At 51.3% G+C, this 23,077-nt stretch carries 13 protein-coding genes and 2 pseudogenes; 8 read left to right on the top strand and 7 right to left on the bottom strand.

Features of this window, described 5'->3' with window-relative positions; translation table 11 throughout:
- The first annotated feature begins 204 nt into the window (after nucleotides 1-204).
- The 5 genes from K1X45_RS08845 to K1X45_RS08825 all read left to right on the top strand — a co-directional run bounded on the left by K1X45_RS08845 (nucleotide 205) and on the right by K1X45_RS08825 (nucleotide 14,757).
- Entirely contained in the window at nucleotides 205-9,306 is a 9,102-nt protein-coding gene (locus tag K1X45_RS08845) for a BapA/Bap/LapF family large adhesin (RefSeq protein WP_220158601.1), read from the top strand.
- An 83-nt stretch (nucleotides 9,307-9,389) separates the two neighbouring features.
- Entirely contained in the window at nucleotides 9,390-10,856 is a 1,467-nt protein-coding gene (locus K1X45_RS08840) for a TolC family outer membrane protein (RefSeq protein ID WP_220158600.1), read from the top strand.
- Nucleotides 10,853-13,057, top strand: a complete 2,205-nt coding sequence (locus K1X45_RS08835; protein WP_220158599.1) for a type I secretion system permease/ATPase — start codon at nucleotides 10,853-10,855, stop codon at nucleotides 13,055-13,057. Before K1X45_RS08840 ends, K1X45_RS08835 begins: the two co-directional genes overlap by 4 nt.
- An 8-nt stretch (nucleotides 13,058-13,065) precedes the next feature.
- Complete coding sequence (locus tag K1X45_RS08830; protein ID WP_220158598.1) at nucleotides 13,066-14,256, top strand: HlyD family efflux transporter periplasmic adaptor subunit; 1,191 nt, start codon at nucleotides 13,066-13,068, stop codon at nucleotides 14,254-14,256.
- A 144-nt stretch (nucleotides 14,257-14,400) separates the two neighbouring features.
- On the top strand, nucleotides 14,401-14,757 hold the full coding sequence (locus tag K1X45_RS08825; RefSeq protein ID WP_220158597.1) for a hypothetical protein: 357 nt from the start codon (nucleotides 14,401-14,403) through the stop codon (nucleotides 14,755-14,757).
- Between the two features lie 103 nt (nucleotides 14,758-14,860).
- On the opposite strand, the gene K1X45_RS08820 is transcribed toward K1X45_RS08825, so the two are convergent.
- The gene (locus K1X45_RS08820; RefSeq protein WP_220158596.1) at nucleotides 14,861-15,481 is read right to left on the bottom strand and encodes a glutathione S-transferase family protein; all 621 of its coding nucleotides are present in this window, start codon (nucleotides 15,479-15,481) and stop codon (nucleotides 14,861-14,863) included.
- A 201-nt stretch (nucleotides 15,482-15,682) separates the two neighbouring features.
- On the opposite strand from K1X45_RS08820, the gene K1X45_RS16000 reads away from it, so the two are divergent.
- Nucleotides 15,683-15,808: a hypothetical protein gene (locus tag K1X45_RS16000; RefSeq protein WP_255560366.1), complete on the top strand. Its 126-nt coding sequence runs from the start codon at nucleotides 15,683-15,685 to the stop codon at nucleotides 15,806-15,808.
- A gap of 4 nt (nucleotides 15,809-15,812) precedes the next feature.
- Here the strand turns inward: K1X45_RS16000 and K1X45_RS08815 are convergent, their stop codons facing one another.
- Complete coding sequence (locus K1X45_RS08815; protein WP_220158595.1) at nucleotides 15,813-16,706, bottom strand: helix-turn-helix domain-containing protein; 894 nt, start codon at nucleotides 16,704-16,706, stop codon at nucleotides 15,813-15,815.
- 327 nt (nucleotides 16,707-17,033) lie between these two features.
- Here K1X45_RS08815 and K1X45_RS15995 point away from each other — a divergent pair.
- A pseudogene (locus tag K1X45_RS15995) lies at nucleotides 17,034-17,174 on the top strand (IS6 family transposase); the annotation flags it as partial.
- Here K1X45_RS15995 and K1X45_RS15990 read toward each other — a convergent pair.
- The 4 genes and pseudogenes from K1X45_RS15990 to K1X45_RS08800 all read right to left on the bottom strand — a co-directional run.
- A pseudogene (locus tag K1X45_RS15990) lies at nucleotides 17,159-17,407 on the bottom strand (transposase); the annotation flags it as partial. The pseudogenes K1X45_RS15995 and K1X45_RS15990 sit on opposite strands and share 16 nt — an antisense overlap.
- Before the next feature lie 699 nt (nucleotides 17,408-18,106).
- A complete protein-coding gene (locus K1X45_RS08810) occupies nucleotides 18,107-18,619 on the bottom strand; it encodes a methylated-DNA--[protein]-cysteine S-methyltransferase (RefSeq protein WP_220158566.1) in 513 nt (170 codons plus the stop codon).
- Nucleotides 18,620-18,666: 47 nt separating this feature from the next.
- Nucleotides 18,667-19,707 carry an LLM class oxidoreductase gene (locus K1X45_RS08805; protein WP_220158594.1) on the bottom strand — a complete coding sequence of 347 codons (1,041 nt, stop codon included), beginning with the start codon at nucleotides 19,705-19,707 and terminating at the stop codon, nucleotides 18,667-18,669.
- A 40-nt stretch (nucleotides 19,708-19,747) separates the two neighbouring features.
- Nucleotides 19,748-20,371, bottom strand: a complete 624-nt coding sequence (locus K1X45_RS08800) for a glutathione S-transferase family protein (protein WP_220158593.1) — start codon at nucleotides 20,369-20,371, stop codon at nucleotides 19,748-19,750.
- Between the two features lie 126 nt (nucleotides 20,372-20,497).
- On the opposite strand from K1X45_RS08800, the gene K1X45_RS08795 reads away from it, so the two are divergent.
- Nucleotides 20,498-21,391: a LysR substrate-binding domain-containing protein gene (locus tag K1X45_RS08795; protein WP_220158592.1), complete on the top strand. Its 894-nt coding sequence runs from the start codon at nucleotides 20,498-20,500 to the stop codon at nucleotides 21,389-21,391.
- Nucleotide 21,392: 1 nt separating this feature from the next.
- Here the strand turns inward: K1X45_RS08795 and K1X45_RS08790 are convergent, their stop codons facing one another.
- The gene (locus K1X45_RS08790) at nucleotides 21,393-23,045 is read right to left on the bottom strand and encodes an iron ABC transporter permease (protein WP_220158591.1); all 1,653 of its coding nucleotides are present in this window, start codon (nucleotides 23,043-23,045) and stop codon (nucleotides 21,393-21,395) included.
- Between the last annotated feature and the right edge of the window lie 32 nt (nucleotides 23,046-23,077).

The following is a 23,077-nucleotide window of genomic DNA, read 5'->3' as shown; positions in this document are numbered from 1 at the left end:
AGCTTATAATCAATTTCATTATAAAATTAGAACTATGGCTTTGAAAATCGAACAGAAACTGCAATGAAATTGGGGATGTATTTTTATTTGATTTTCATATGGAGCTTATATTTTATTAGCATACTATAGCAATATACCCGCTTTAATGAGTGCAGTTAATGTTGATCGATTTTCTTTGCTTTTAAATAAGCGAAGGAGAACGTTATGATTGTTGTTGTTACACATAAAAATAATGGTCACGTAAATACTGTTTCTGGAAACAATATCACGCTATCCGAACCCAGCATCGTGAAGTTGGCGCTTAGCCCTCGTGATGTTGGAGATTTTCAGCGAGCAGGTGAAGATCTTTTGATCCATTTACATAATGGTACGACAATACGTATCGTTAATTTTTATAAGTATTTTATTAGCAATCAAGATAATGATCTCATTCTCGAAGACGGTGACGGAAAGCTGTGGGCTGGCCAGTATTCTGATGGTTTGGCAGACTTTAACTTTGCGGAGATTCAATCTGTCGATCAGCTGGTCGAGAAAGATCGGAGTTTACTACCTATCTTGTTAGGATTGGGCGGCCTTGGTGCTATAGGTGCTGCCGTTGCAGGAGGTTCGGGTGGAGGGGGAGATCGAGGCCCTGACGGGCAGCCTGGTGAGAGTGATCCTACACCTCCGGAAGCTCCTGTCATCAAACTTGAAAATGATACTGGAATTGTTGGTGACGGTATAACGAAAGACGGTAGTGTTATTGTCAGTAATCTGGAAGCCGGAGCAACTTGGGAATACAGTATTGATGGCGGTAAAACCTGGCAAAAAGGGACAGGTAACAGTTTTGAGTTAGCAGCCGGTAACTACCAGGACGGAGAAGTGCTCGTTCGGCAGATTGATCAGGCAGGGAACATAAGTTCAAATGGTTCTCTGGGGGAAATTACAGTTGATGTGACAGCGCCGGGTGCCGAGTTTGTTCTGAGTGATCCGGAAGGCGACAATATCCCGACGGCAACAGGCACAACCGAGCCGAATTCTGATGTGACAGTGACCTGGCCGGATGGTACGCAGACGCAGGTGACAGCAGACGGTTCGGGTGAATGGAGTGCGACAGCACCGGGCGTTCAACCGGACGGCGATGTCAGTGTTGTTGTCACCGACCCTGCCGGTAACAGCGGCACGGGTAATGAGAGCTGGACGGCGGATGATATTACACCGCCCGATACCAGTGGCACGACGGTGAGTGTCGGCACGATTGCCGGTGACGGTGTAGTTAATGCGAGTGAGGCAGCCGGTTCTGTTGCGATCACCGTGACGATTGCCAATCCGCCAGCGGATGCAGCGACGACAGCGGTCAATGTTCTGGTTGACGGTGTGCCTTATGCGGCAACGGCGAATGGCGACGGCACCTGGACGGCGTCTGTTCCGGGCAGTGCACTTGCGGGCGCAACGACCCCGACGGTGACAGCGGAAGCCGTGTTCACGGATGCGGCAGGCAATGCGGCTGATCCGGTGACAGGCTCTGCCAATTACAGTGTTGATGTGACAGCACCGGGTGCAGACTTTGTTCTGAGCGATCCGGACGGTGACAATATCCCGACGGCAACAGGCACAACCGAGCCGAATTCTGATGTGACAGTGACCTGGCCGGATGGTACGCAGACGCAGGTGACAGCAGACGGTTCGGGTGAATGGAGTGCGACAGCACCGGGCGTTCAACCGGACGGCGATGTCAGTGTTGTTGTCACCGACCCTGCCGGTAACAGCGGCACGGGTAATGAGAGCTGGACGGCGGATGATATTACACCGCCCGATACCAGTGGCACGACGGTGAGTGTCGGCACGATTGCCGGTGACGGTGTAGTTAATGCGAGTGAGGCAGCCGGTTCTGTTGCGATCACCGTGACGATTGCCAATCCGCCAGCGGATGCAGCGACGACAGCGGTCAATGTTCTGGTTGACGGTGTGCCTTATGCGGCAACGGCGAATGGCGACGGCACCTGGACGGCGTCTGTTCCGGGCAGTGCACTTGCGGGCGCAACGACCCCGACGGTGACAGCGGAAGCCGTGTTCACGGATGCGGCAGGCAATGCGGCTGATCCGGTGACAGGCTCTGCCAATTACAGTGTTGATGTGACAGCACCGGGTGCAGACTTTGTTCTGAGCGATCCGGACGGTGACAATATCCCGACGGCAACAGGCACAACCGAGCCGAATTCTGATGTGACAGTGACCTGGCCGGATGGTACGCAGACGCAGGTGACAGCAGACGGTTCGGGTGAATGGAGTGCGACAGCACCGGGCGTTCAACCGGACGGCGATGTCAGTGTTGTTGTCACCGACCCTGCCGGTAACAGCGGCACGGGTAATGAGAGCTGGACGGCGGATGATATTACACCGCCCGATACCAGTGGCACGACGGTGAGTGTCGGCACGATTGCCGGTGACGGTGTAGTTAATGCGAGTGAGGCAGCCGGTTCTGTTGCGATCACCGTGACGATTGCCAATCCGCCAGCGGATGCAGCGACGACAGCGGTCAATGTTCTGGTTGACGGTGTGCCTTATGCGGCAACGGCGAATGGCGACGGCACCTGGACGGCGTCTGTTCCGGGCAGTGCACTTGCGGGCGCAACGACCCCGACGGTGACAGCGGAAGCCGTGTTCACGGATGCGGCAGGCAATGCGGCTGATCCGGTGACAGGCTCTGCCAATTACAGTGTTGATGTGACAGCACCGGGTGCAGACTTTGTTCTGAGCGATCCGGACGGTGACAATATCCCGACGGCAACAGGCACAACCGAGCCGAATTCTGATGTGACAGTGACCTGGCCGGATGGTACGCAGACGCAGGTGACAGCAGACGGTTCGGGTGAATGGAGTGCGACAGCACCGGGCGTTCAACCGGACGGCGATGTCAGTGTTGTTGTCACCGACCCTGCCGGTAACAGCGGCACGGGTAATGAGAGCTGGACGGCGGATGATATTACACCGCCCGATACCAGTGGCACGACGGTGAGTGTCGGCACGATTGCCGGTGACGGTGTAGTTAATGCGAGTGAGGCAGCCGGTTCTGTTGCGATCACCGTGACGATTGCCAATCCGCCAGCGGATGCAGCGACGACAGCGGTCAATGTTCTGGTTGACGGTGTGCCTTATGCGGCAACGGCGAATGGCGACGGCACCTGGACGGCGTCTGTTCCGGGCAGTGCACTTGCGGGCGCAACGACCCCGACGGTGACAGCGGAAGCCGTGTTCACGGATGCGGCAGGCAATGCGGCTGATCCGGTGACAGGCTCTGCCAATTACAGTGTTGATGTGACAGCACCGGGTGCAGACTTTGTTCTGAGCGATCCGGACGGTGACAATATCCCGACGGCAACAGGCACAACCGAGCCGAATTCTGATGTGACAGTGACCTGGCCGGATGGTACGCAGACGCAGGTGACAGCAGACGGTTCGGGTGAATGGAGTGCGACAGCACCGGGCGTTCAACCGGACGGCGATGTCAGTGTTGTTGTCACCGACCCTGCCGGTAACAGCGGCACGGGTAATGAGAGCTGGACGGCGGATGATATTACACCGCCCGATACCAGTGGCACGACGGTGAGTGTCGGCACGATTGCCGGTGACGGTGTAGTTAATGCGAGTGAGGCAGCCGGTTCTGTTGCGATCACCGTGACGATTGCCAATCCGCCAGCGGATGCAGCGACGACAGCGGTCAATGTTCTGGTTGACGGTGTGCCTTATGCGGCAACGGCGAATGGCGACGGCACCTGGACGGCGTCTGTTCCGGGCAGTGCACTTGCGGGCGCAACGACCCCGACGGTGACAGCGGAAGCCGTGTTCACGGATGCGGCAGGCAATGCGGCTGATCCGGTGACAGGCTCTGCCAATTACAGTGTTGATGTGACAGCACCGGGTGCAGACTTTGTTCTGAGCGATCCGGACGGTGACAATATCCCGACGGCAACAGGCACAACCGAGCCGAATTCTGATGTGACAGTGACCTGGCCGGATGGTACGCAGACGCAGGTGACAGCAGACGGTTCGGGTGAATGGAGTGCGACAGCACCGGGCGTTCAACCGGACGGCGATGTCAGTGTTGTTGTCACCGACCCTGCCGGTAACAGCGGCACGGGTAATGAGAGCTGGACGGCGGATGATATTACACCGCCCGATACCAGTGGCACGACGGTGAGTGTCGGCACGATTGCCGGTGACGGTGTAGTTAATGCGAGTGAGGCAGCCGGTTCTGTTGCGATCACCGTGACGATTGCCAATCCGCCAGCGGATGCAGCGACGACAGCGGTCAATGTTCTGGTTGACGGTGTGCCTTATGCGGCAACGGCGAATGGCGACGGCACCTGGACGGCGTCTGTTCCGGGCAGTGCACTTGCGGGCGCAACGACCCCGACGGTGACAGCGGAAGCCGTGTTCACGGATGCGGCAGGCAATGCGGCTGATCCGGTGACAGGCTCTGCCAATTACAGTGTTGATGTGACAGCACCGGGTGCAGACTTTGTTCTGAGCGATCCGGACGGTGACAATATCCCGACGGCAACAGGCACAACCGAGCCGAATTCTGATGTGACAGTGACCTGGCCGGATGGTACGCAGACGCAGGTGACAGCAGACGGTTCGGGTGAATGGAGTGCGACAGCACCGGGCGTTCAACCGGACGGCGATGTCAGTGTTGTTGTCACCGACCCTGCCGGTAACAGCGGCACGGGTAATGAGAGCTGGACGGCGGATGATATTACACCGCCCGATACCAGTGGCACGACGGTGAGTGTCGGCACGATTGCCGGTGACGGTGTAGTTAATGCGAGTGAGGCAGCCGGTTCTGTTGCGATCACCGTGACGATTGCCAATCCGCCAGCGGATGCAGCGACGACAGCGGTCAATGTTCTGGTTGACGGTGTGCCTTATGCGGCAACGGCGAATGGCGACGGCACCTGGACGGCGTCTGTTCCGGGCAGTGCACTTGCGGGCGCAACGACCCCGACGGTGACAGCGGAAGCCGTGTTCACGGATGCGGCAGGCAATGCGGCTGATCCGGTGACAGGCTCTGCCAATTACAGTGTTGATGTGACAGCACCGGGTGCAGACTTTGTTCTGAGCGATCCGGACGGTGACAATATCCCGACGGCAACAGGCACAACCGAGCCGAATTCTGATGTGACAGTGACCTGGCCGGATGGTACGCAGACGCAGGTGACAGCAGACGGTTCGGGTGAATGGAGTGCGACAGCACCGGGCGTTCAACCGGACGGCGATGTCAGTGTTGTTGTCACCGACCCTGCCGGTAACAGCGGCACGGGTAATGAGAGCTGGACGGCGGATGATATTACACCGCCCGATACCAGTGGCACGACGGTGAGTGTCGGCACGATTGCCGGTGACGGTGTAGTTAATGCGAGTGAGGCAGCCGGTTCTGTTGCGATCACCGTGACGATTGCCAATCCGCCAGCGGATGCAGCGACGACAGCGGTCAATGTTCTGGTTGACGGTGTGCCTTATGCGGCAACGGCGAATGGCGACGGCACCTGGACGGCGTCTGTTCCGGGCAGTGCACTTGCGGGCGCAACGACCCCGACGGTGACAGCGGAAGCCGTGTTCACGGATGCGGCAGGCAATGCGGCTGATCCGGTGACAGGCTCTGCCAATTACAGTGTTGATGTGACAGCACCGGGTGCAGACTTTGTTCTGAGCGATCCGGACGGTGACAATATCCCGACGGCAACAGGCACAACCGAGCCGAATTCTGATGTGACAGTGACCTGGCCGGATGGTACGCAGACGCAGGTGACAGCAGACGGTTCGGGTGAATGGAGTGCGACAGCACCGGGCGTTCAACCGGACGGCGATGTCAGTGTTGTTGTCACCGACCCTGCCGGTAACAGCGGCACGGGTAATGAGAGCTGGACGGCGGATGATATTACACCGCCCGATACCAGTGGCACGACGGTGAGTGTCGGCACGATTGCCGGTGACGGTGTAGTTAATGCGAGTGAGGCAGCCGGTTCTGTTGCGATCACCGTGACGATTGCCAATCCGCCAGCGGATGCAGCGACGACAGCGGTCAATGTTCTGGTTGACGGTGTGCCTTATGCGGCAACGGCGAATGGCGACGGCACCTGGACGGCGTCTGTTCCGGGCAGTGCACTTGCGGGCGCAACGACCCCGACGGTGACAGCGGAAGCCGTGTTCACGGATGCGGCAGGCAATGCGGCTGATCCGGTGACAGGCTCTGCCAATTACAGTGTTGATGTGACAGCACCGGGTGCAGACTTTGTTCTGAGCGATCCGGACGGTGACAATATCCCGACGGCAACAGGCACAACCGAGCCGAATTCTGATGTGACAGTGACCTGGCCGGATGGTACGCAGACGCAGGTGACAGCAGACGGTTCGGGTGAATGGAGTGCGACAGCACCGGGCGTTCAACCGGACGGCGATGTCAGTGTTGTTGTCACCGACCCTGCCGGTAACAGCGGCACGGGTAATGAGAGCTGGACGGCGGATGATATTACACCGCCCGATACCAGTGGCACGACGGTGAGTGTCGGCACGATTGCCGGTGACGGTGTAGTTAATGCGAGTGAGGCAGCCGGTTCTGTTGCGATCACCGTGACGATTGCCAATCCGCCAGCGGATGCAGCGACGACAGCGGTCAATGTTCTGGTTGACGGTGTGCCTTATGCGGCAACGGCGAATGGCGACGGCACCTGGACGGCGTCTGTTCCGGGCAGTGCACTTGCGGGCGCAACGACCCCGACGGTGACAGCGGAAGCCGTGTTCACGGATGCAGCAGGCAATGCGGCTGATCCGGTGACAGGCTCTGCTAATTACAGTGTTGATGTGACGGCACCTGGTGCACCTGCTCTTGAACTGGCAAATGATACCGGTGTCGACGGCGATGGCATATCGAGTGTCGGTACGGTTACAGTCACCAATCTTGAGAGCGGCGCTCAGTGGGAATACTCGACTGATAATGGTGTGACTTGGAACAATGGGACAGGCACAAGCTTTGTCTTGCCGCAGGGAGATTATGCCGCCGGTGCAGTGCAAGTCCGTCAAACCGACAGTGCCGGTAATACAGGAACAGCCGGCTCGTTAGGCGCTACGTCTATTATCAGCCTTCAAGGCGCAAATGATGCGGCTGATGCGGATATGGGTACTCGCGAATCCGTAACGCATGCCCCTGTATCGGATGAAAATCTGCAGCTTCTTGGGCTGCTGGATAATGGCAGTCAGGCCGCGGGTGTCAGCTTTACTGTGGGACAGGGCTCCACAGGCGATATTGTAATCCAGGTCAGTCAAAATGCATTGATCGCTGTTGCTGATGCTTTCAACGTAGAAATCTACGATGCAGCCGGTAATCTTGTTCACGTCCTGACAACAGGTAACGATCCGCTTGTGGGGGATGTGCTTGGTACAGGAGTATTGGGTCTGACAGGTGATAACACTCTTGTTGCCAATATTACCGGACTTGCTCCGGGTGAGTATAAGGTTGTGGTCCGAAAAGGGGAAAGTGCTCTTGGGACATTGCTGGATGCAGACGGTAACGGGGTATCGCTGCAGGAACTCGGACAAGGTGGTGTTGTCCTTGGTCAGGAAAATCAGGCTCTTGTACTGGCAGCAATTGAAAATGCACTGAACGGAGCGCTTTTACCCGGCCTTAATCTGCCTCTGGGAACAGTCGTCAAAAATATTCTGCTGCCTGTTCTTGATACAACGACTGCACTTGGTGCCGGTGATCTTGTTGAAGTGCTGAGTAACAGCCTGAATGCTCTAGGTTTGTCTCATCTGCTTGATCAGGTGCTTGGTGCTGTTGCGCATGCACTTCTCAATAATACATTGACGCTTATTCAGGATACATCAGTGTCGGTCTCGTTGACTGAGCACAGTTTTGCTGATGGCGATACGCCGGTCAGCGGCAATGTGATTGACCCTGATATAAACGCCGACGGAGAGGCCGGAGAAGATCAGGTTGTTCCCGGAACGAAAGTAACCCAGATTGAGAACAGTGACGGGGAGGTCATACAGCTCAATAACGGAAGTGCCACAATAGAGGGTAATCATGGTACTCTGGTTATCAATGCGGATGGTTCATATACCTATACACCGAATGGTAGTCCAGCTTCTGTGGGGCAGTCGGATACATTCAGCTACACAATTTCGGACGGCACAAATTCGACAACCGCGAATCTGACAATCAATATTGATGGTGCGCTTGTAACGAATGATACTGCACAAGCCGGTATTGAGTATGAGTATCTTGTGACAGCCGGCGTTAATATGAATGACGCAATTAACGATAGCTGGACGCTTACGCTTTTTCCGCGTGAACGGACAAGCGCATCGCTGACTGTAGCCCAGAATACCACTCAGGATGTTACCTTAACCATTGATGCCGGTAATCTGTTAGGTCTCGGTGGTTCGGTTGTGGTCTATGTTGAAGTGCGCACGCCAGGAACAAATACCTGGACGAGCCATGCGACCTACAGTTCATCGCAATTGCTAAGCTTGTTAGGAAGCGGGGGGCCGGGTAAAATTCTGGTTCCTGATCTGGACGCGGGTGAATATCGCATCAGGACCGTTACCACAGGGGTTGGTGTTGCCGGAAGTTTCTCGGTGGACATTACTTCTGAAGTTACTCATCTTGATCAATATGCACCAAATCCTCACGCATTTTCTGCTCATGGCGATTTGTTTGCGAATGATCTTGTGGGTGCGGACATTCCGCCATTGTCGATCTCTCATGATGGCACAACATTTACCAATGTTGTATCCGGCACGCCGCAGGTTGTTCAGGGGGCATATGGTTCGCTGCAAATCAATGCAGATGGTACATATACCTATACACCTGATAGCCGTGCTTCTGTTGGGGGTGAATATACAGATACATTCACGTACCGTATTGAACATAACGGAACTTATCAGGAAGCAACACTGACTGTAACAATCAATACGACTGTTCAGGGTGATACTGTAGATTCCGGTGCGGCAATGGTTGCGTTCTCCATTGATGATGCGGATGTTGTTCCTATGAACGACTTGCTGGCGGATGCAGATGACACTCCGGCCGGACAAGATCATAATATGGCAGATCTTTTACAAGATTTTGCCCTTGATGATGGCAGCAATGATGTGACGCTGCCGTTCAGTGATACAATGTCTGATGAATTTGAACCTGCGAGTATTTTCACAGAAAATCTCACGGCACCTATGACGACAATGATACCGGAAGATCCGCTTGCTCATTTGGTCTTGGACCCTCTGATCAAGGATGATGACTTACATTCGATGCATATAGCCTGATCAATATTTTGACCTTCGCTGCGGCTTAAATCGTGGCGGAGGTTAACTACAGCTTTCAGGGGACTGAGCATAACGGATTGTAAATGCAGAAAAATACGGTCTTAGGACGTTTGACAATTATAATATTGTTTTTCTTTCTTTTGTCTGGTTGCCAGACATCAGAGGCTGAACTTGTACCTTCTACAAAAAAAACTGTGCTGCCAAAAACCGGAGAGATATCCTCATCGGATACTATCAATAAAAATGCTGCAGCCGCTGATTATTCAAGTCATTCTGACGTAAGTGGTAAAGCTGGTTCGAAGCGCGCAGATAACGGCTCTCTTACTCTGGAGACTGCAGTCCGGCGGGCTGTCGCATGGCATCCGGCAGTGGACGAGGCAACCGGACGGATTTACGAGGCAGATGAGCGTATACGGGCTGCTGAAGCCGGATATTACCCCCAGTTAAAAGCGGGCATTGGGTCCGGCTATCAAAGTCGCAACCGTGATAGCTGGCGGCCGGATTTTAATATTACCGCTTCGCAATTATTATATGATTTTGGCAAAGTCTCAGGCTCGGTAAATTTTGAGAAGGCGGGGAAAAATCTCAATCATGCACGTCTTCTGGCCGCAGTCGACAATCTTTCACGAGACACAGCCAATGCGCTGATAGAAGTACAGCGATATGAGCAGCTGTCAGGTTTCGCACGGGCACAAGTCGAAGGGGTGAAACGTATCGCCGGTCTGGTTGAAGAGCGGACGAATAAGGGCGCGAGCACCATGTCGGACAAAGTTCAGGCCGATGCGCGTGTCGAAACCGCGTTAGCTACGCAATTGCAATATCAGTCTGAGCTTGATCGTTGGCAAGTGGCATTAGGTTCTTTGATTGGCAGCGCCTCTGCCCGTCCTGTTTCAGATGTCCCTGCATGGCTCAGCAAATCATGCGACGTGGCTAATCCTGTGTGGGAGGATGTTCCTGCAATGCTTCAGGCTGAGGCTGAGAAAGAAGAAGCTAAGGCACAGCTGTCGATGAATAAAGCAGAAGCGTTGCCGACTGTTTCTCTTGAAGCATCCACAAACTATGATCTCAATGGATCATATAATAACACGACTGATCGTGATCGCCGGCTGGATTACAGCGTGGGGCTGAATGTATCTTCCAGCTTATATAATGGCGGCAGAACCAATGCGAAGAAAAGAGCTGCGGCATATGCTCTGGAAACAGCGGATGCTGCAATCAGAAGAGCGCGTTATGATGTGCAGCGCAATTTGATGGAAGCACGTAGTCAGATAGGTTCATTAAGCCGGTTACAAGGTTCTTTAAAGACGCGCGCGAGCATGATGGTACAGACACGAGATCTCTATCGCGAGCAATATTTAGAGCTTGGTACCCGTACTCTGCTGGACTTATTAAATGCGGAGCAAGAGCTGCATGAATCCCGTTTTCAGCTTGCCAATACTGAACATGATTTGCGCCTGTTGAATATTGGCTGCCTTTTTAATTCAGGCAAGCTCAGGAACAGTTTTGGTATTAATCCGGACACACTGCGCGGAGGGGCGTCGGTTCAATGAAGGGCGGGGATGTTTCAAGAGAAGAGCTCAAATTAAACTCCGGCATAGCTAATCAGGAAGCTGACAGACAGTTTCATGATGATATGTGGTTGGAATCTTTATCTTTAATAGCGAAATACTATCGTCTTCCTATCTCTCCGGAGAGTTTGCGCCTGACTGCTCAGGCCGATGACGGTTCCGGTGATGAAGTAAAAATCCGTACAATTGCCCGGCGTATCGGATTAAGCGTTAAGCTCATAGAGCGACCGCAAATAGAACTTTCTGCGTGGCATGTGCCCTTCGTGCTTGAATTGCAAGGCGGGCAGCTGGCTGTTGTTCATAAAATATCCCAAGGCCAGATGGCTGGCGTCTGGCTGAGCGGCGATCAGGGATTGGAACACCAGTTTCCGCTCGACGAGCTGCTTGTCAAAACGCAGCGTGTTTTACTTGCCCGTTTATCAAAAAGTGCTCCTGATGTGCGGGTTGATGCTTATATCAAACCATATGAAGATAACTGGCTGAAGCGGATAATTTTCAGCGATCTAAAGTCATACAGCCATGTGATGATTGCTTCACTCATCGCAAATACACTAGGATTGGCCGGCATTATTTTCTCAATGCAGATATATGACCGTGTTATTCCTGCTCAGTCATTTAACACATTATATGTGCTTTTTAGCGGGGTCGTTCTGGCAATCGCATTTGATTTTATGATGCGCAGAACTCGCATGAGCATAATTGATATGCTTGGAAAAAAAGCAGATCTGCAAATGTCTGATGTGGTTTTCGGGCATGCTTTGAGAATTAAAAACCGCGCCCGACCGGCCTCCACCGGTTCTTTCATTTCGCAGTTGCGCGACATTGAACAGGTGCGGGAGTTGCTGACGTCAACATCGGTCGCAGCAATAGCGGATTTACCTTTTTTCCTGCTGTTTCTTATATTGTTTTGGTGGCTGACAGGATCACTTGTTTTTATCCCTCTTGCCGCTCTTGCCGCTTTGCTGTTGCCGGGAATTCTTTTGCAGCCGCGACTGCGCAGACATGCCAATGAGGCTATGCGCGAAGCCTCCTTGAGGAATGCCATGCTTCTGGAAACTGTTCAGGGCATTGAAGATATTAAGTCCCTGCAGGCAGAGAGCCGTTTTCAACAGCAATGGAACCATTTTAATGCGGTAACCGGTGAAGCGCAGATCCGGTTGCGTTCCGTGACGAATACACTGGGTGTCTGGACACAAAATGTGCAGGCGGGTGTTTATGCGCTGACTGTTTTTATCGGCGCGCCCATGGTGATCAGCGGAGATCTTACGACCGGTGCTTTAGTGGGCGCTTCAATCCTTGGCTCAAGAATGCTTGCGCCTATGGGACAAATCTCTCAAATTGCCGGCCGTTTCCAGCATGCAAAGATTGCCAAGAAAGGTCTTGATGATCTGATGCGGATGCCTGTTGATCATCCTGATCATGAAAACCGCATTCATTGCCCGAATATATCGGGTTCCTATAGTTTTAAAAACGCGCTGTTCCGCTACGGCGGGCAAGACACACCCCCTGTGCTTTTTGTGAAAAAACTACAAGTAAAACAGGGGGAGCATATTGCTGTTCTGGGGCGGAACGGGGCAGGCAAGTCGACATTACTGATGGCAATGTCCGGATTGCTGGATGCCTGTGACGGCGAGGTCTTGCTGGATAATTTGTCATTGCCCCAGATTGATCCTGCGGATGTGCGGCGCGATGTCGGCTTGTTGACGCAGAACTCACGGCTTTTCTTCGGAACACTGCGTGAGAATATTACTATGGGCGCACCTTATGCGTCTGATGAGCAAATTCAACGTGTGCTTGTCATGGTTGGAGTTGATGGCTTTATCAAGAAGCTGCCTGAAGGGCTTGAACATCTTGTTCAGGAGGGCGGAGCCGGTCTTTCAGGCGGGCAGAAACAAGCAATTTTGTTAGCTCGCTTATTGATCCGTGATCCGGCGGTTATTTTGCTTGATGAGCCGACATCTTCAATGGATGAAGCGACCGAGCGGCATTTTATCGAGCAATTCTCGAAATGGAGTACGGGGCGCACGGTCGTTATTGCAACACATCGTATGCGGGTACTGGAACTGATCAATCGGTTGCTAGTCGTCGAGAATGGTCAGATTGCTTTGGATGACACAAAAGAGCGTGGTCTGCAGACATTGTTCGGCATGAGCAAAGTTGCAATGCCCAAAACAGAACTGTGAGGAAGCCGATGGCTGCCATTGGTGACGATTTTGAAAACTGGGTAAACGGAAGTCAGGACGGTCAAAGACTGAACCGTTCCAAAAAACTTGTCCGGCTTGTCTTTCTGCTTTTCCTCGTCATGCTGATCTGGGCTTACTGGGCAGTGCTTGATGAGGTATCCACCGGTACGGGCAAAGTCGTACCGACATCACAAGAGCAGGTGATACAGTCACTGGAAGGCGGTGTTTTGGCTAAGCTGTATGTCCGGCAGGATGATGTCGTCGAGCCGGGTCAAATTCTTGCACAACTTGATCCTACGGTTACGGAAGCGACGGTGCAGGAAAGCGCAGCTAAATATCGGGCGGCACTTGCCAGCTCTGCCCGTTTGACCTCAGAGGTTAATGGTACGGAAGTTGCATTTCATCAGGATCTTAATGGTTTTCCTGAGCTGATTGCATCAGAAACAAAACTATATGAAGCCCGTCGCCGCAGCTTAACAGAGTCGTTGAATTGGATCGCTGAATCTAAAAAACTTGTTGAGGACGAACTGGCGATCAGTCAGTCGCTGACTAAAATGGGTGCAGCGAGTAACGTGGAAGTCATTCGCTTGAAACGACAGCTGGTAGAGCTGCAGTTGAAAGAAACAGAAGTACAATCGGATTATATTGTAAAAGCCCGGGAAGAGCTGGCAAAAGCAAATGCGGATGTTGAGGCGCTTTCATCTGTTATTCGCGGTCGTTCAGATTCACTTCAACGAATGACACTGCGCTCACCGGTACGCGGTATTGTTAAAAATATTGAGGTCTCAACCGTAGGCGGCGTGGTTCCGCCAAATGGTAAGCTGATGATTATTGTTCCGCTTGATGAACAGCTTCTGATTGAGACTCGTGTTTCACCACGGGATATTGCGTATATCCACCCGCAACAAAGGGCCAGCGTTAAGATTACGGCTTATGATTACGCAATTTATGGAGGGATGGAGGGCAAAGTTGTCAGTATCTCTCCGGATACGATCCAAAACGAAGTAAAACCGGAAGAATTTTATTACCGCGTTTTTATTAAGACGGAAACTGACGCTCTTTTTAACAAGAACAATGAACGGTTTCCGATCGTGCCGGGAATGGTGGCTTCAGTCGATATTCATACCGGTAGTAAAACTGTTTTTGAGTATCTCGTGAAACCATTCAATAAGGCAGGGGAGGCTTTGAGAGAACGATAATATTTCAATATTATTATTTTTAATCCTGATTACTTAGCGTGCTCTGCCGGAATAAGGCCTTAACCCGTTGAGGCTTTATTGGCTCCGCGCTTCAATCCGTCTAAAAGCTCAATAAGTTTTGTTAATATAATGTCAGGAAGTTTCTTGCCGAATACGGAAACCCATGAGCCCCAGCTTGAACAGCTAAAGCAAGATATTGCACAACTGCGTCAGGAACTGGTTAGGCTGAGAAAGCATGAAGCTGCTATTACAACATTTATAAATAATGCTCAGAAGCGTAATTTCTGGGTGATTTGCATGATTTTGATCGCAATAATAATAGGTTGGCTGGCAAGCGGCTCGGTTTGGTTGCGATGGTATGTTCTGCCTGTTACGCTTCTCTTATACGGTATATTTTCAGCAGGGGCTGGCGCACTGAAATTTTATGCAACACGTAAAATTGCGAGGCTTGAAGCTGTCGCAGCCAATGCAGAAATTGCCATTTCCGAGTTCAAAATTTGAGATTGAGTTCAGGTTGGATGCAAATTGAAGTTTATTATTAAACCAGCAATTGCTCTCAAATATGTGATTGAAGCAATTGCTGATTTTTTTGCGACAGAGATGATCAGGTGAGTGGCGACATGACACCTTTTTGGTATGCCGGGCGGGATTTTAGTCCTTCATACCAATCTTCCAGAGCCGGCATTGATGGCCGTTCTATAGGAAATGAGAACCACGAATATGCGATAGCGCCTAAAGGGATATCTCCAATCCCTAAGTGGCTGCCTGATAAATAAGGTGTTTTTTCCAGCTGAGCATTTGCCATGGCCATCAAAGGCGTACAGTGTTTAATGCCCAGAGCGATTTCCTCTTCACTGCGCTGCTCGGGGCTATGCCGGATCAGGTTCCAGAATAGATCCCGAAAAGGCATTCCGAAAGACAAGGATGCCCAGTCCATCCATTTTTCAGCCGCATACCAGGTTTGGATATCAGCTGGTGCGAAAGATTCCTGACCGTATTTTTTAGCCAGATAGCGCACAATTACATTGGATTCCCAAAGCACGAATTCTCCGTCTTCAAGGCAGGGGATGCGGCCATTGGGGTTTTTTGCAAGATATGACGCTTCGTTTACGAGCCCGAATTCACCACCTGCCGGAATGGATTCATATTTAAGTTTAAGCTCTTCCGCACACCAAAGTACCTTGCGGACATTTGTTGAGTTAGTTCGACCCCATATTTTCATCAATGCACCTTAAAATTATGCAAATAAGCAAGAACCGGATCATCTAAGCGCCGAGTCTAAAGGATACGCAATGCCTGCGGGATGGTTTCCGGTGCAAGAGGAACATAAATTCGGTGCATCGGTTTGATTGCGGGGAGCAAGTCAGCCGGTGTGAAGATACGAAGGCACAGAAAGACGAGGCCAGAGAAAACTCCGGAGAGACAAATGCGTAACTATCTGGGTTTGGCGGCTTTAATGCAGGAGAAAAACTACCCGCTTCACCGTAAAATAATCAGCATGCATCGTGGCAGTGAGCTGCATTTATTCAAAAGGCTTTGTGGGGGGGGCTGAGTAACTATTTTCTCATTTTCCGAAACTGTGCCGGACTGGAGCCTATAAAACGCCCAAAGAGCCGGGTGAGATGAACCTGATCTGCAAAACCGCATTCATAAGCAATTTGAATAATCGGCATATTAGTGTCAGTTAACAGGCTGCGTGCCTTCTCAATTCTGCGCTTAATAATAAACTGATGCAACGTGACATCTGTTGTGCGTTTAAACAAGCGTGCAAACTGTGCAGCTCCTACTCCTGCCATAGATGCAAGTTGTTCTACGCTAATACGCTGATGAAGATGTGCATCAATAAAGGAGTAAACCTTTTGAAGCACAGGATGGGGTAATCCTGTTTCTAAGTTCGGATTATCCGATGCGCATAATGAGTATCTGGCAATAATGCGGGCGACTATGGTGCGTGCGATATACTGCATTTCCAGCGGCGAGAAATGTCCGCTGGAGCAAAGAGCATTGTTCACTGTACCAATAAAATTTTCAAGGAACCCGTCTATAATTTGAAAATTATGAACTAAATTAAATAATGTGTTTGTTAAAGTTAAAAACTCAAAAGCAATATCTTGCAGTAAATCCTTTGATATGTAGATATTTATAACTTTTGCATGCGTGCATATTGAAGCTTCAAAGGCAACATCAGGAGGCAGGCAAAGTATAAATCCTGGTTGCAGAAAAATATCGCTTACCAAATTTCCGATTTTTAAAGTGCCCCGAATGTTCCCTTCGAGCACCATGGAAATTAATAATGAATCCACAGCGGCAAAATCAGTATTAAATGGGCGTATGACAGCAGTATACACATACACGTTGTGCCATCCACATTGTGCGCTCGTGTTTAGAATCTCTATGTTGTTAATACGTCCAGTATCATGGAAATTAACTGCACGAGTTGTTTTCTGCACGAATAGGCCTCTTTAGCAACATTTATAAAAATACATTCACACGCAAATTTATGCGCTTTCCGTCATTTTAATTGCTATCCCATTTAATTGTCCGATGCTCCGCTATTCTTATTTTTTATTCATTATATACGCGAGAGGAGTCTTTAACTTGATATATTAAGTTCGCAACAATTACAATTATTTAATGTACGAAATATTTCCGCCGTTCAACGCTTGCTAGCGACAGTGCCCTATGGGGGGCGTTTGGGTTCTGTCGCAATGATATTTTGCGTTGTCTGATTTTATCGCAGCCTGGTTGGTTCAGTTGATAATGAGCGGAGACGGATAATGGTCGATTTTAAGGGGGCTACGTTTGCTAAAACTGTCAACCTGCGCGCTATTTTCATTTGCGTGCACTATCCAGTTTCTGAGCGCGATCTTCAAGAAATTCTGGCAGGACGCGGTATATACGTCGATTGTGCAATCCTTACTTTGAAAACCAGTCCTAATTGCAGCGATGTTTGCACAGCCAGATCCGAATAACGCGGCTGACCACCCGCGATCTTAAGATGGGGCGTGTCATGTCGCAAGCACTTCCTCATCCACCCAGAATGCAAGACTGCCACGCTGCCTCAGGCCTGCTTCATAGACCGGCCAATTCGTTACCCTAAACTTCTGCTTTGGGATACTATACGATAGGCAACGTTGTGTTTGAACGGCAAGAATATATGCCCTGAGCCGGGGAAAAGCTGAAAATTATCAGTGATAGCTGACGCTGCATTCCGAAAATTCAGATCCCTACACCAAAGCCATTCGACGTGCTAAGTCGCAGCATCCAGATGTTCAGTCAAGAGCCGAAAGTTCCCGCATAAAGGGGGGGCGCTGGAATGGACGTTTTTTGCTCTTTTTGCTCTCGAGATTGGCGGTACGCATGGCACAGACGGTGACGCTCTGACTGGCGGGGTTAGGCACTTGCAGACAGTTCTTTGCCATCTTTGTGAAGGGTATCGTGTACTGTGACCTGCATGGATCTGTCTGTAGGCGTGATAGTATCTCTCTTTTAAAAGTTGCTAGATCGCGACCTCCAGCGAATGTCGGTATCGGTAGTTGCGCGCCCCCGCAACCAAATAAACAGCCCGCTCTTTGAGCGGGATTTTTTTTGTAACGGGTCGTAGATTTTAAGCCTAGTCAGAGGCCCGCAAGGAGGCAAAGCCGACAAAGCGGGAGACAAAATCACAAATCCTGCGCCCAACCAAGATCTCCCAATAAAATACATTCGAAATTCAATAGTTCTGCAAACCAAGCAAAACTATAAAGGCAGTCCCGTCGGTCTAAAGCCGATAAACAAGCAACTGCTATAAAGCCCTCAACCCCACACGTTTAAGCGACGGAGGGAAAGCTATAAACTGCTACTTACGCTGTCAGAGTAAGCGTTCCTGATAAAGACTGCCTTCCAGACGCAACAGTGCTTCTTTCTTGGCTAGGCCGCCGCTAAAGCCTGTCAGCTTGCCATTGGCGCCGATAACGCGGTGGCAGGGAACAATAATCGAAATCGGATTAATCGCATTCACACGGCCAAAGGCACGCGCAGAACCACGATGACCGGCACGTTCTGCAAGTTCACCATAGGTAACGACTGTACCATAAGGCACTTTTGCAAGCTCCTGCCAGGCAGCCTTCAGAAAAGGCGTGCCAAGCGGTGCTAGTGTAAGATCAAAATGACGTCTCTCCTTTGCGAAATACTCGTGTATCTGTTCAGCGACATGGCGCACAGCCGCATCATCATGCCGCGTAACAGGGATTTGTGTATTGGCCGGATGAACGCGGCTGTCATTCTCAAAATCAAGGCGCATAACCGCGCCCTGATCATTCACAATAACGGTCAGCTCACCAATAGGCGTCCGAATACAGCCTGAATAAAAACATACCGGCATGAGCAATGTTCCGCTTGAATGTTTTGAACGCATAAAATGGTAATAATCTACCACTTTATGCTTGATGGAGCAGGACCAGCAATCGAAGGAAATAAAGGTAAAACCTCTTCTGCCAGCTCTTGTATAATCTCTGATGGCGGACGTGAAGCAAATTGCATACCAAGTGCCGCATGATTAACGCCGGCTTGCTGCCATTCACCGAGAAGGTCAATCAGTCCCTTACGTCCTGTTTTTAAAACAAAGCCGCCATTGAGTGGTGTACGCGGAAAATCAGGATCTTCCGTCAATTCCAGCCACTCATTGGTCACATGCGGGCGAAATCCGCGGTCAGGAATTGTATCGCGCCAGCGACGGATATTCTGTGCCAGACGTAACGGCCCTTCTTGCGTATGCGTCTGTTGCGGATAAGTCAGCCAACCATCCGCATGCTCGGCTATCCATTGTGGTGTTTGCCGGCTTGATCCTGTGACCAGCAAAGGAATTCGTCCATAAGCTGGCTTTGGCAAAAATTCTGCTTGTGCAAGTTCTCCCAAACTCGAGCGTATCGGCAGTGAGCTTTCTGCCAGTAATTGACGAAAATAGATGACCGTTTCTGCAAAACGCTCAGCTCTTGTATCCAGATCTAAGCCATAGGCTGGAAATTCGACCGGCCTGTCACCTGATGCTATTCCAAGAACAAGCCGCCCGCCGGATAAATGGTCAATGGTGCTTGCTGCTTTGGCGAGATCAATCGGGTGACGCAGGGAGAAAATCGCACTGCCGGTTGCCAGTGAAACTCTGGTTGTTTGTGCGGCAAGATAGGAAAGATAGGTGAACGGATCAAAAATCTGGCCGGCATCACCAAAAGACGGATCATATAGCGGAACATCCCGCACCCAGACGGAAGCAAATCCGCGTTGGTCAATGTCTTTGACAAGAGCAGTTTGCCCTTCAAGAACGCGCATATCGCCTTGATAAAAGCGAAGCGGCAGAAATATGCCAATCGTAAGTTGATTGGCAGCAAACATACGGGTGTAACCCGGATGGTGCGCAAAGGCTTCTGATGACATACCGGATGTAATTTCCGAAGCAGACAGATTGTTGTTCATGATAAGGCTTTCAAGGAATAGAAAACTTGGCAGATCGAGGCTAAGGACCGGTAGCCGGTTGCGGCAAAGTAATGCCGCGCAATACAGCAGGCCGCGCAGCAATTTTTTGATGCCAGTTGTTTAAGTACGGATGGTGATCGAAATTGAAGCCGCAAATCTGAGCAATATGTGTCCAGCCGAAGGCCGCTATATCCGCAATGGAATATTCTGATCCGGCAAAATATTCAGCGTTACTCAGCCGTTGATTGAGCACCTGATAAATATCGTTTGTCAGATTTTGGTAACGGGTAATAGCGGGCTGCAATTTGGTTACAGCGAAGATTTCGAAATGAACACGCTGACCAAAAATCGGCCCCATGCTGGACGAAAGGAATTGCAGCCATTGAAGTGCCTGCCAGCGCTCCGCAAAAGATTTTGGCAGGAGCTGGCCGGATTTTTCAACGATGTAGAGCAGAATGGCAGCAGATTCAAACAGCACTATTCCTGTTGTACTGTCTGTGATGACAGGTATGCGCCCATGCGGATTGAGTTTCAGGAAATCCGCGCTGCGGTGTTCACCCTGTTCAATCTGAATATGATGCAGTGTGTAGTCTAAGCCTGTTTCTTCAAGGGCAATGGTTGCTTTGAACCCGTTCGGAGATGAATCGCTATAAAGTTCAATCATTTTTTCCTTTTGATGATGTGTCAGAAAATCTAAATTATGGTAGCATCATCTGAAAACATATTTATTTGGTAATAGTGTATTTCTAAAACGATTGATTCTGATCTTTGAGTTTAGGAAAACTAAATTATGGGTAAGGTTTTGCCATTGCTGGCTTTACGGGCTTTTACCGAGACCGGACGCACGGGCAGTATTAAAAGTGCAGCTGAGATGATGGGAGTAACGTCAGGTGCTGTAAGCCAGCAAATCCGTCTGCTTGAGGAGCGGACAGGCGTAACGCTTTTCAGGCGTACCCGATATGGTGTGGAACTGACGGAAGCAGGGGCGGGTGTTTATCCCGCATTGATGCGGGCATTCGCACAGATTGAAGCGAGTCTTGCCGCTCTTGAGGCAAGCACGGAGCGGCAAACTTTAACTGTCAGCACACTGCCTTCTTTTGCTGCTTCATGGCTGGTGCCGCGTCTGGGCAAATTTATGGAACAAAATCCGGAGATTGAAGTCCGTGTTGAGGCGTCGTCCGGTTTAACCAACCTGCATGGCGGGCGTGTCGATATAGCGATCCGTCACGGGCTTGGTGATTATCCGTCTTATGATGTGCAGCCTTTGATTGCGCCGGAGCTTGTGCCGGTGATGTGTCCTGCATTACTGGCTTCCGGACCTGCTATTGATGAGCCTTCAGATTGTCTGGCCTATCCTTTGCTGCAGGATTCAGACCGTGCTGACTGGCGTTTGTGGCTTGCTGCCTGCGGTGTGGAGCCGACGCCGGAAGCTGAGCGGGGCACCGCTTTCGATGATGATTTCCTGTTATTGCGTGCTGCGGAGGCGGGACAGGGAATCGCCCTTGTGCGGGATATTTATGCCAGACCGGAAATTGCGGCGGGGCGTCTGGCGCTTGCCATAGACCGCCCCTGGCCTACGCAATTTGCTTATTATGTGCTGACCTTACCCGAAAATGCACAAAAACCTGCTGTGAAGCTGTTTATTGAGTGGCTGCATCAGGAGGTGGCTACAGAGAGCAGGTAGCTTACAGGCGGCGCCCAACACGGGATAAGACGATGACCGGCAGGATACCGATGGCAACAATTGCCAGTGCTGCAATCGAGGCTTCCTCATAGGTACCGCGTGCCGCTTCTCCGTAAAGATGGGTTGCCAGTGTTTCGATGTTGAGAGAGCGCAGCAGCAGGGTAGCCGGAAGCTCTTTCACGCAATCAACAAAGACCAGCAACGCCGCTGCACTGAGCGCTGTTTTGGACAGAGGCAAATGAATGTGCCGGAATGTGCCGGTTGCCGTCTCACCCAATGTTCGGGAGGCCTGATCATAGGTGACGGGAATACGGTTGAACCCCGCATCAATACTACCGGCGGATATTGCTAGAAAGCGTACCAGATAGGCATAGATCAATGCTGCGCCGGAGCCCAGCAGGAACAGGCTGACCGACATATTAAACCATGACATGGCGATCTGGCTGATAAAGCGATCCGCTGCGCCGGTGATAATGAGTACGCCGATCGCAATCACCGTTCCGGGGGCTGCATAGCCCATGGTGGAAAAGCGGAAGAACCATTGCGAGGCATTACCCGGACGTAGCCGGATTGCATAGGCAACGATCAGGCCGATGGTGAGTGTAACGATCGTCGCGACCGAAGCCAGTATTACCGTATTGATGATTTCATCATAAAGGCGCGGCGAGATGCCGGCAAAACGCATGCGTTTCCATGCTTCAGTCGCCAGATAAATAGCCGGAAAGACAAAACCGAGCAGGATTGGTGTAAGCCCCAGCAAAAAGAAAATGCCGCCACGTGTTGCACTGACTTTATGTGGCGTGAATTGCTGGCTGCGTTTTGCACTGGATGAAAAACGCTGTTTGCGTCGCGCCCAGCGCTCAAGCGAGACGAGGCAGACAACAATCAGCAAAAGTGCCAGTGCAATTTGTGCAGCCCCCGGCAGGTCTGAACGTGTGACCCATGTTGTATAAATGGAAACGGTGAGCGTGCGGATGCCGAGAAATTCAGCTGCACCAATATCGTTCAGTGTTTCCATCAAAGCGAGACTGATGCCGACGGCAATGGCAGGACGTGCCATTGGCAGAGCCAGACGCCAGAAAATCGCATTACGGGTGACACCTAAAGTCCGTGCCGCATCAATCAATGAAGAAGACTGGGTGAGGAACATCGCCCGTGTCGGTATATAGACATAAGGATAGAGCACAAAACCGAGCAGCAGAATGCAGCCGGTCATGGAGCGGATATCCGGCAGGCGGAAATCGCGCGGGCTGGCAAACCCTAAGAGCGCACGTAATGCGCTTTGAACAGGGCCGATCGGGTGCAGAATATCAAGATAGGCATAGGCGATAATGTAAGTCGGAACAGCAAGCGGCAGCAGCAAAGCCCATTCCAGAATCTTGCGCCCGCGAAAATCATAGGCTGTTACCAGCCATGCTGCAGATGTACCAACAATTGCAACAATAATGCCGACACCGGTCAGCAGAATGAGTGTGTCAACGAATGCAACCGGTAATGTTGTGGCCAGAAGATGTGACCATAAACCGTCAGAACCCTGAGCGGCTTGTAAAGCAAGCGCCAGCACCGGCAGAAAAACCAGAAACGCGCTGACTGCTGAAAGGCAGAGCCATAAAGATCCGGCACGGAAAAACCGGCTTTTAGAATATGCTGGCATATTAAGGCTCGCCATTATCCGGAGCGGCTTTG

Source organism: Pseudochrobactrum sp. Wa41.01b-1, from assembly GCF_019464455.1.
GTDB classification, from domain to species: Bacteria; Pseudomonadota; Alphaproteobacteria; order Rhizobiales; family Rhizobiaceae; genus Pseudochrobactrum; species Pseudochrobactrum saccharolyticum.
This window is presented reverse-complemented; position numbering and strand designations above follow the sequence as displayed.

Coding starts and splice junctions, on each gene's coding strand:
- K1X45_RS08845 (WP_220158601.1), top strand. CDS start 205: ATGATTGTTGTTGTTACACATAAAAATAATGGTCACGTAAATACTGTT.
- K1X45_RS08840 (WP_220158600.1), top strand. CDS start 9,390: ATGCAGAAAAATACGGTCTTAGGACGTTTGACAATTATAATATTGTTT.
- K1X45_RS08835 (WP_220158599.1), top strand. CDS start 10,853: ATGAAGGGCGGGGATGTTTCAAGAGAAGAGCTCAAATTAAACTCCGGC.
- K1X45_RS08830 (WP_220158598.1), top strand. CDS start 13,066: ATGGCTGCCATTGGTGACGATTTTGAAAACTGGGTAAACGGAAGTCAG.
- K1X45_RS16000 (WP_255560366.1), top strand. CDS start 15,683: ATGCGTAACTATCTGGGTTTGGCGGCTTTAATGCAGGAGAAAAACTAC.
- K1X45_RS08810 (WP_220158566.1), bottom strand. CDS start 18,619: ATGCCGGTATGTTTTTATTCAGGCTGTATTCGGACGCCTATTGGTGAG.
- K1X45_RS08805 (WP_220158594.1), bottom strand. CDS start 19,707: ATGAACAACAATCTGTCTGCTTCGGAAATTACATCCGGTATGTCATCA.
- K1X45_RS08800 (WP_220158593.1), bottom strand. CDS start 20,371: ATGATTGAACTTTATAGCGATTCATCTCCGAACGGGTTCAAAGCAACC.
- K1X45_RS08795 (WP_220158592.1), top strand. CDS start 20,498: ATGGGTAAGGTTTTGCCATTGCTGGCTTTACGGGCTTTTACCGAGACC.
- K1X45_RS08790 (WP_220158591.1), bottom strand. CDS start 23,045: ATGCCAGCATATTCTAAAAGCCGGTTTTTCCGTGCCGGATCTTTATGG.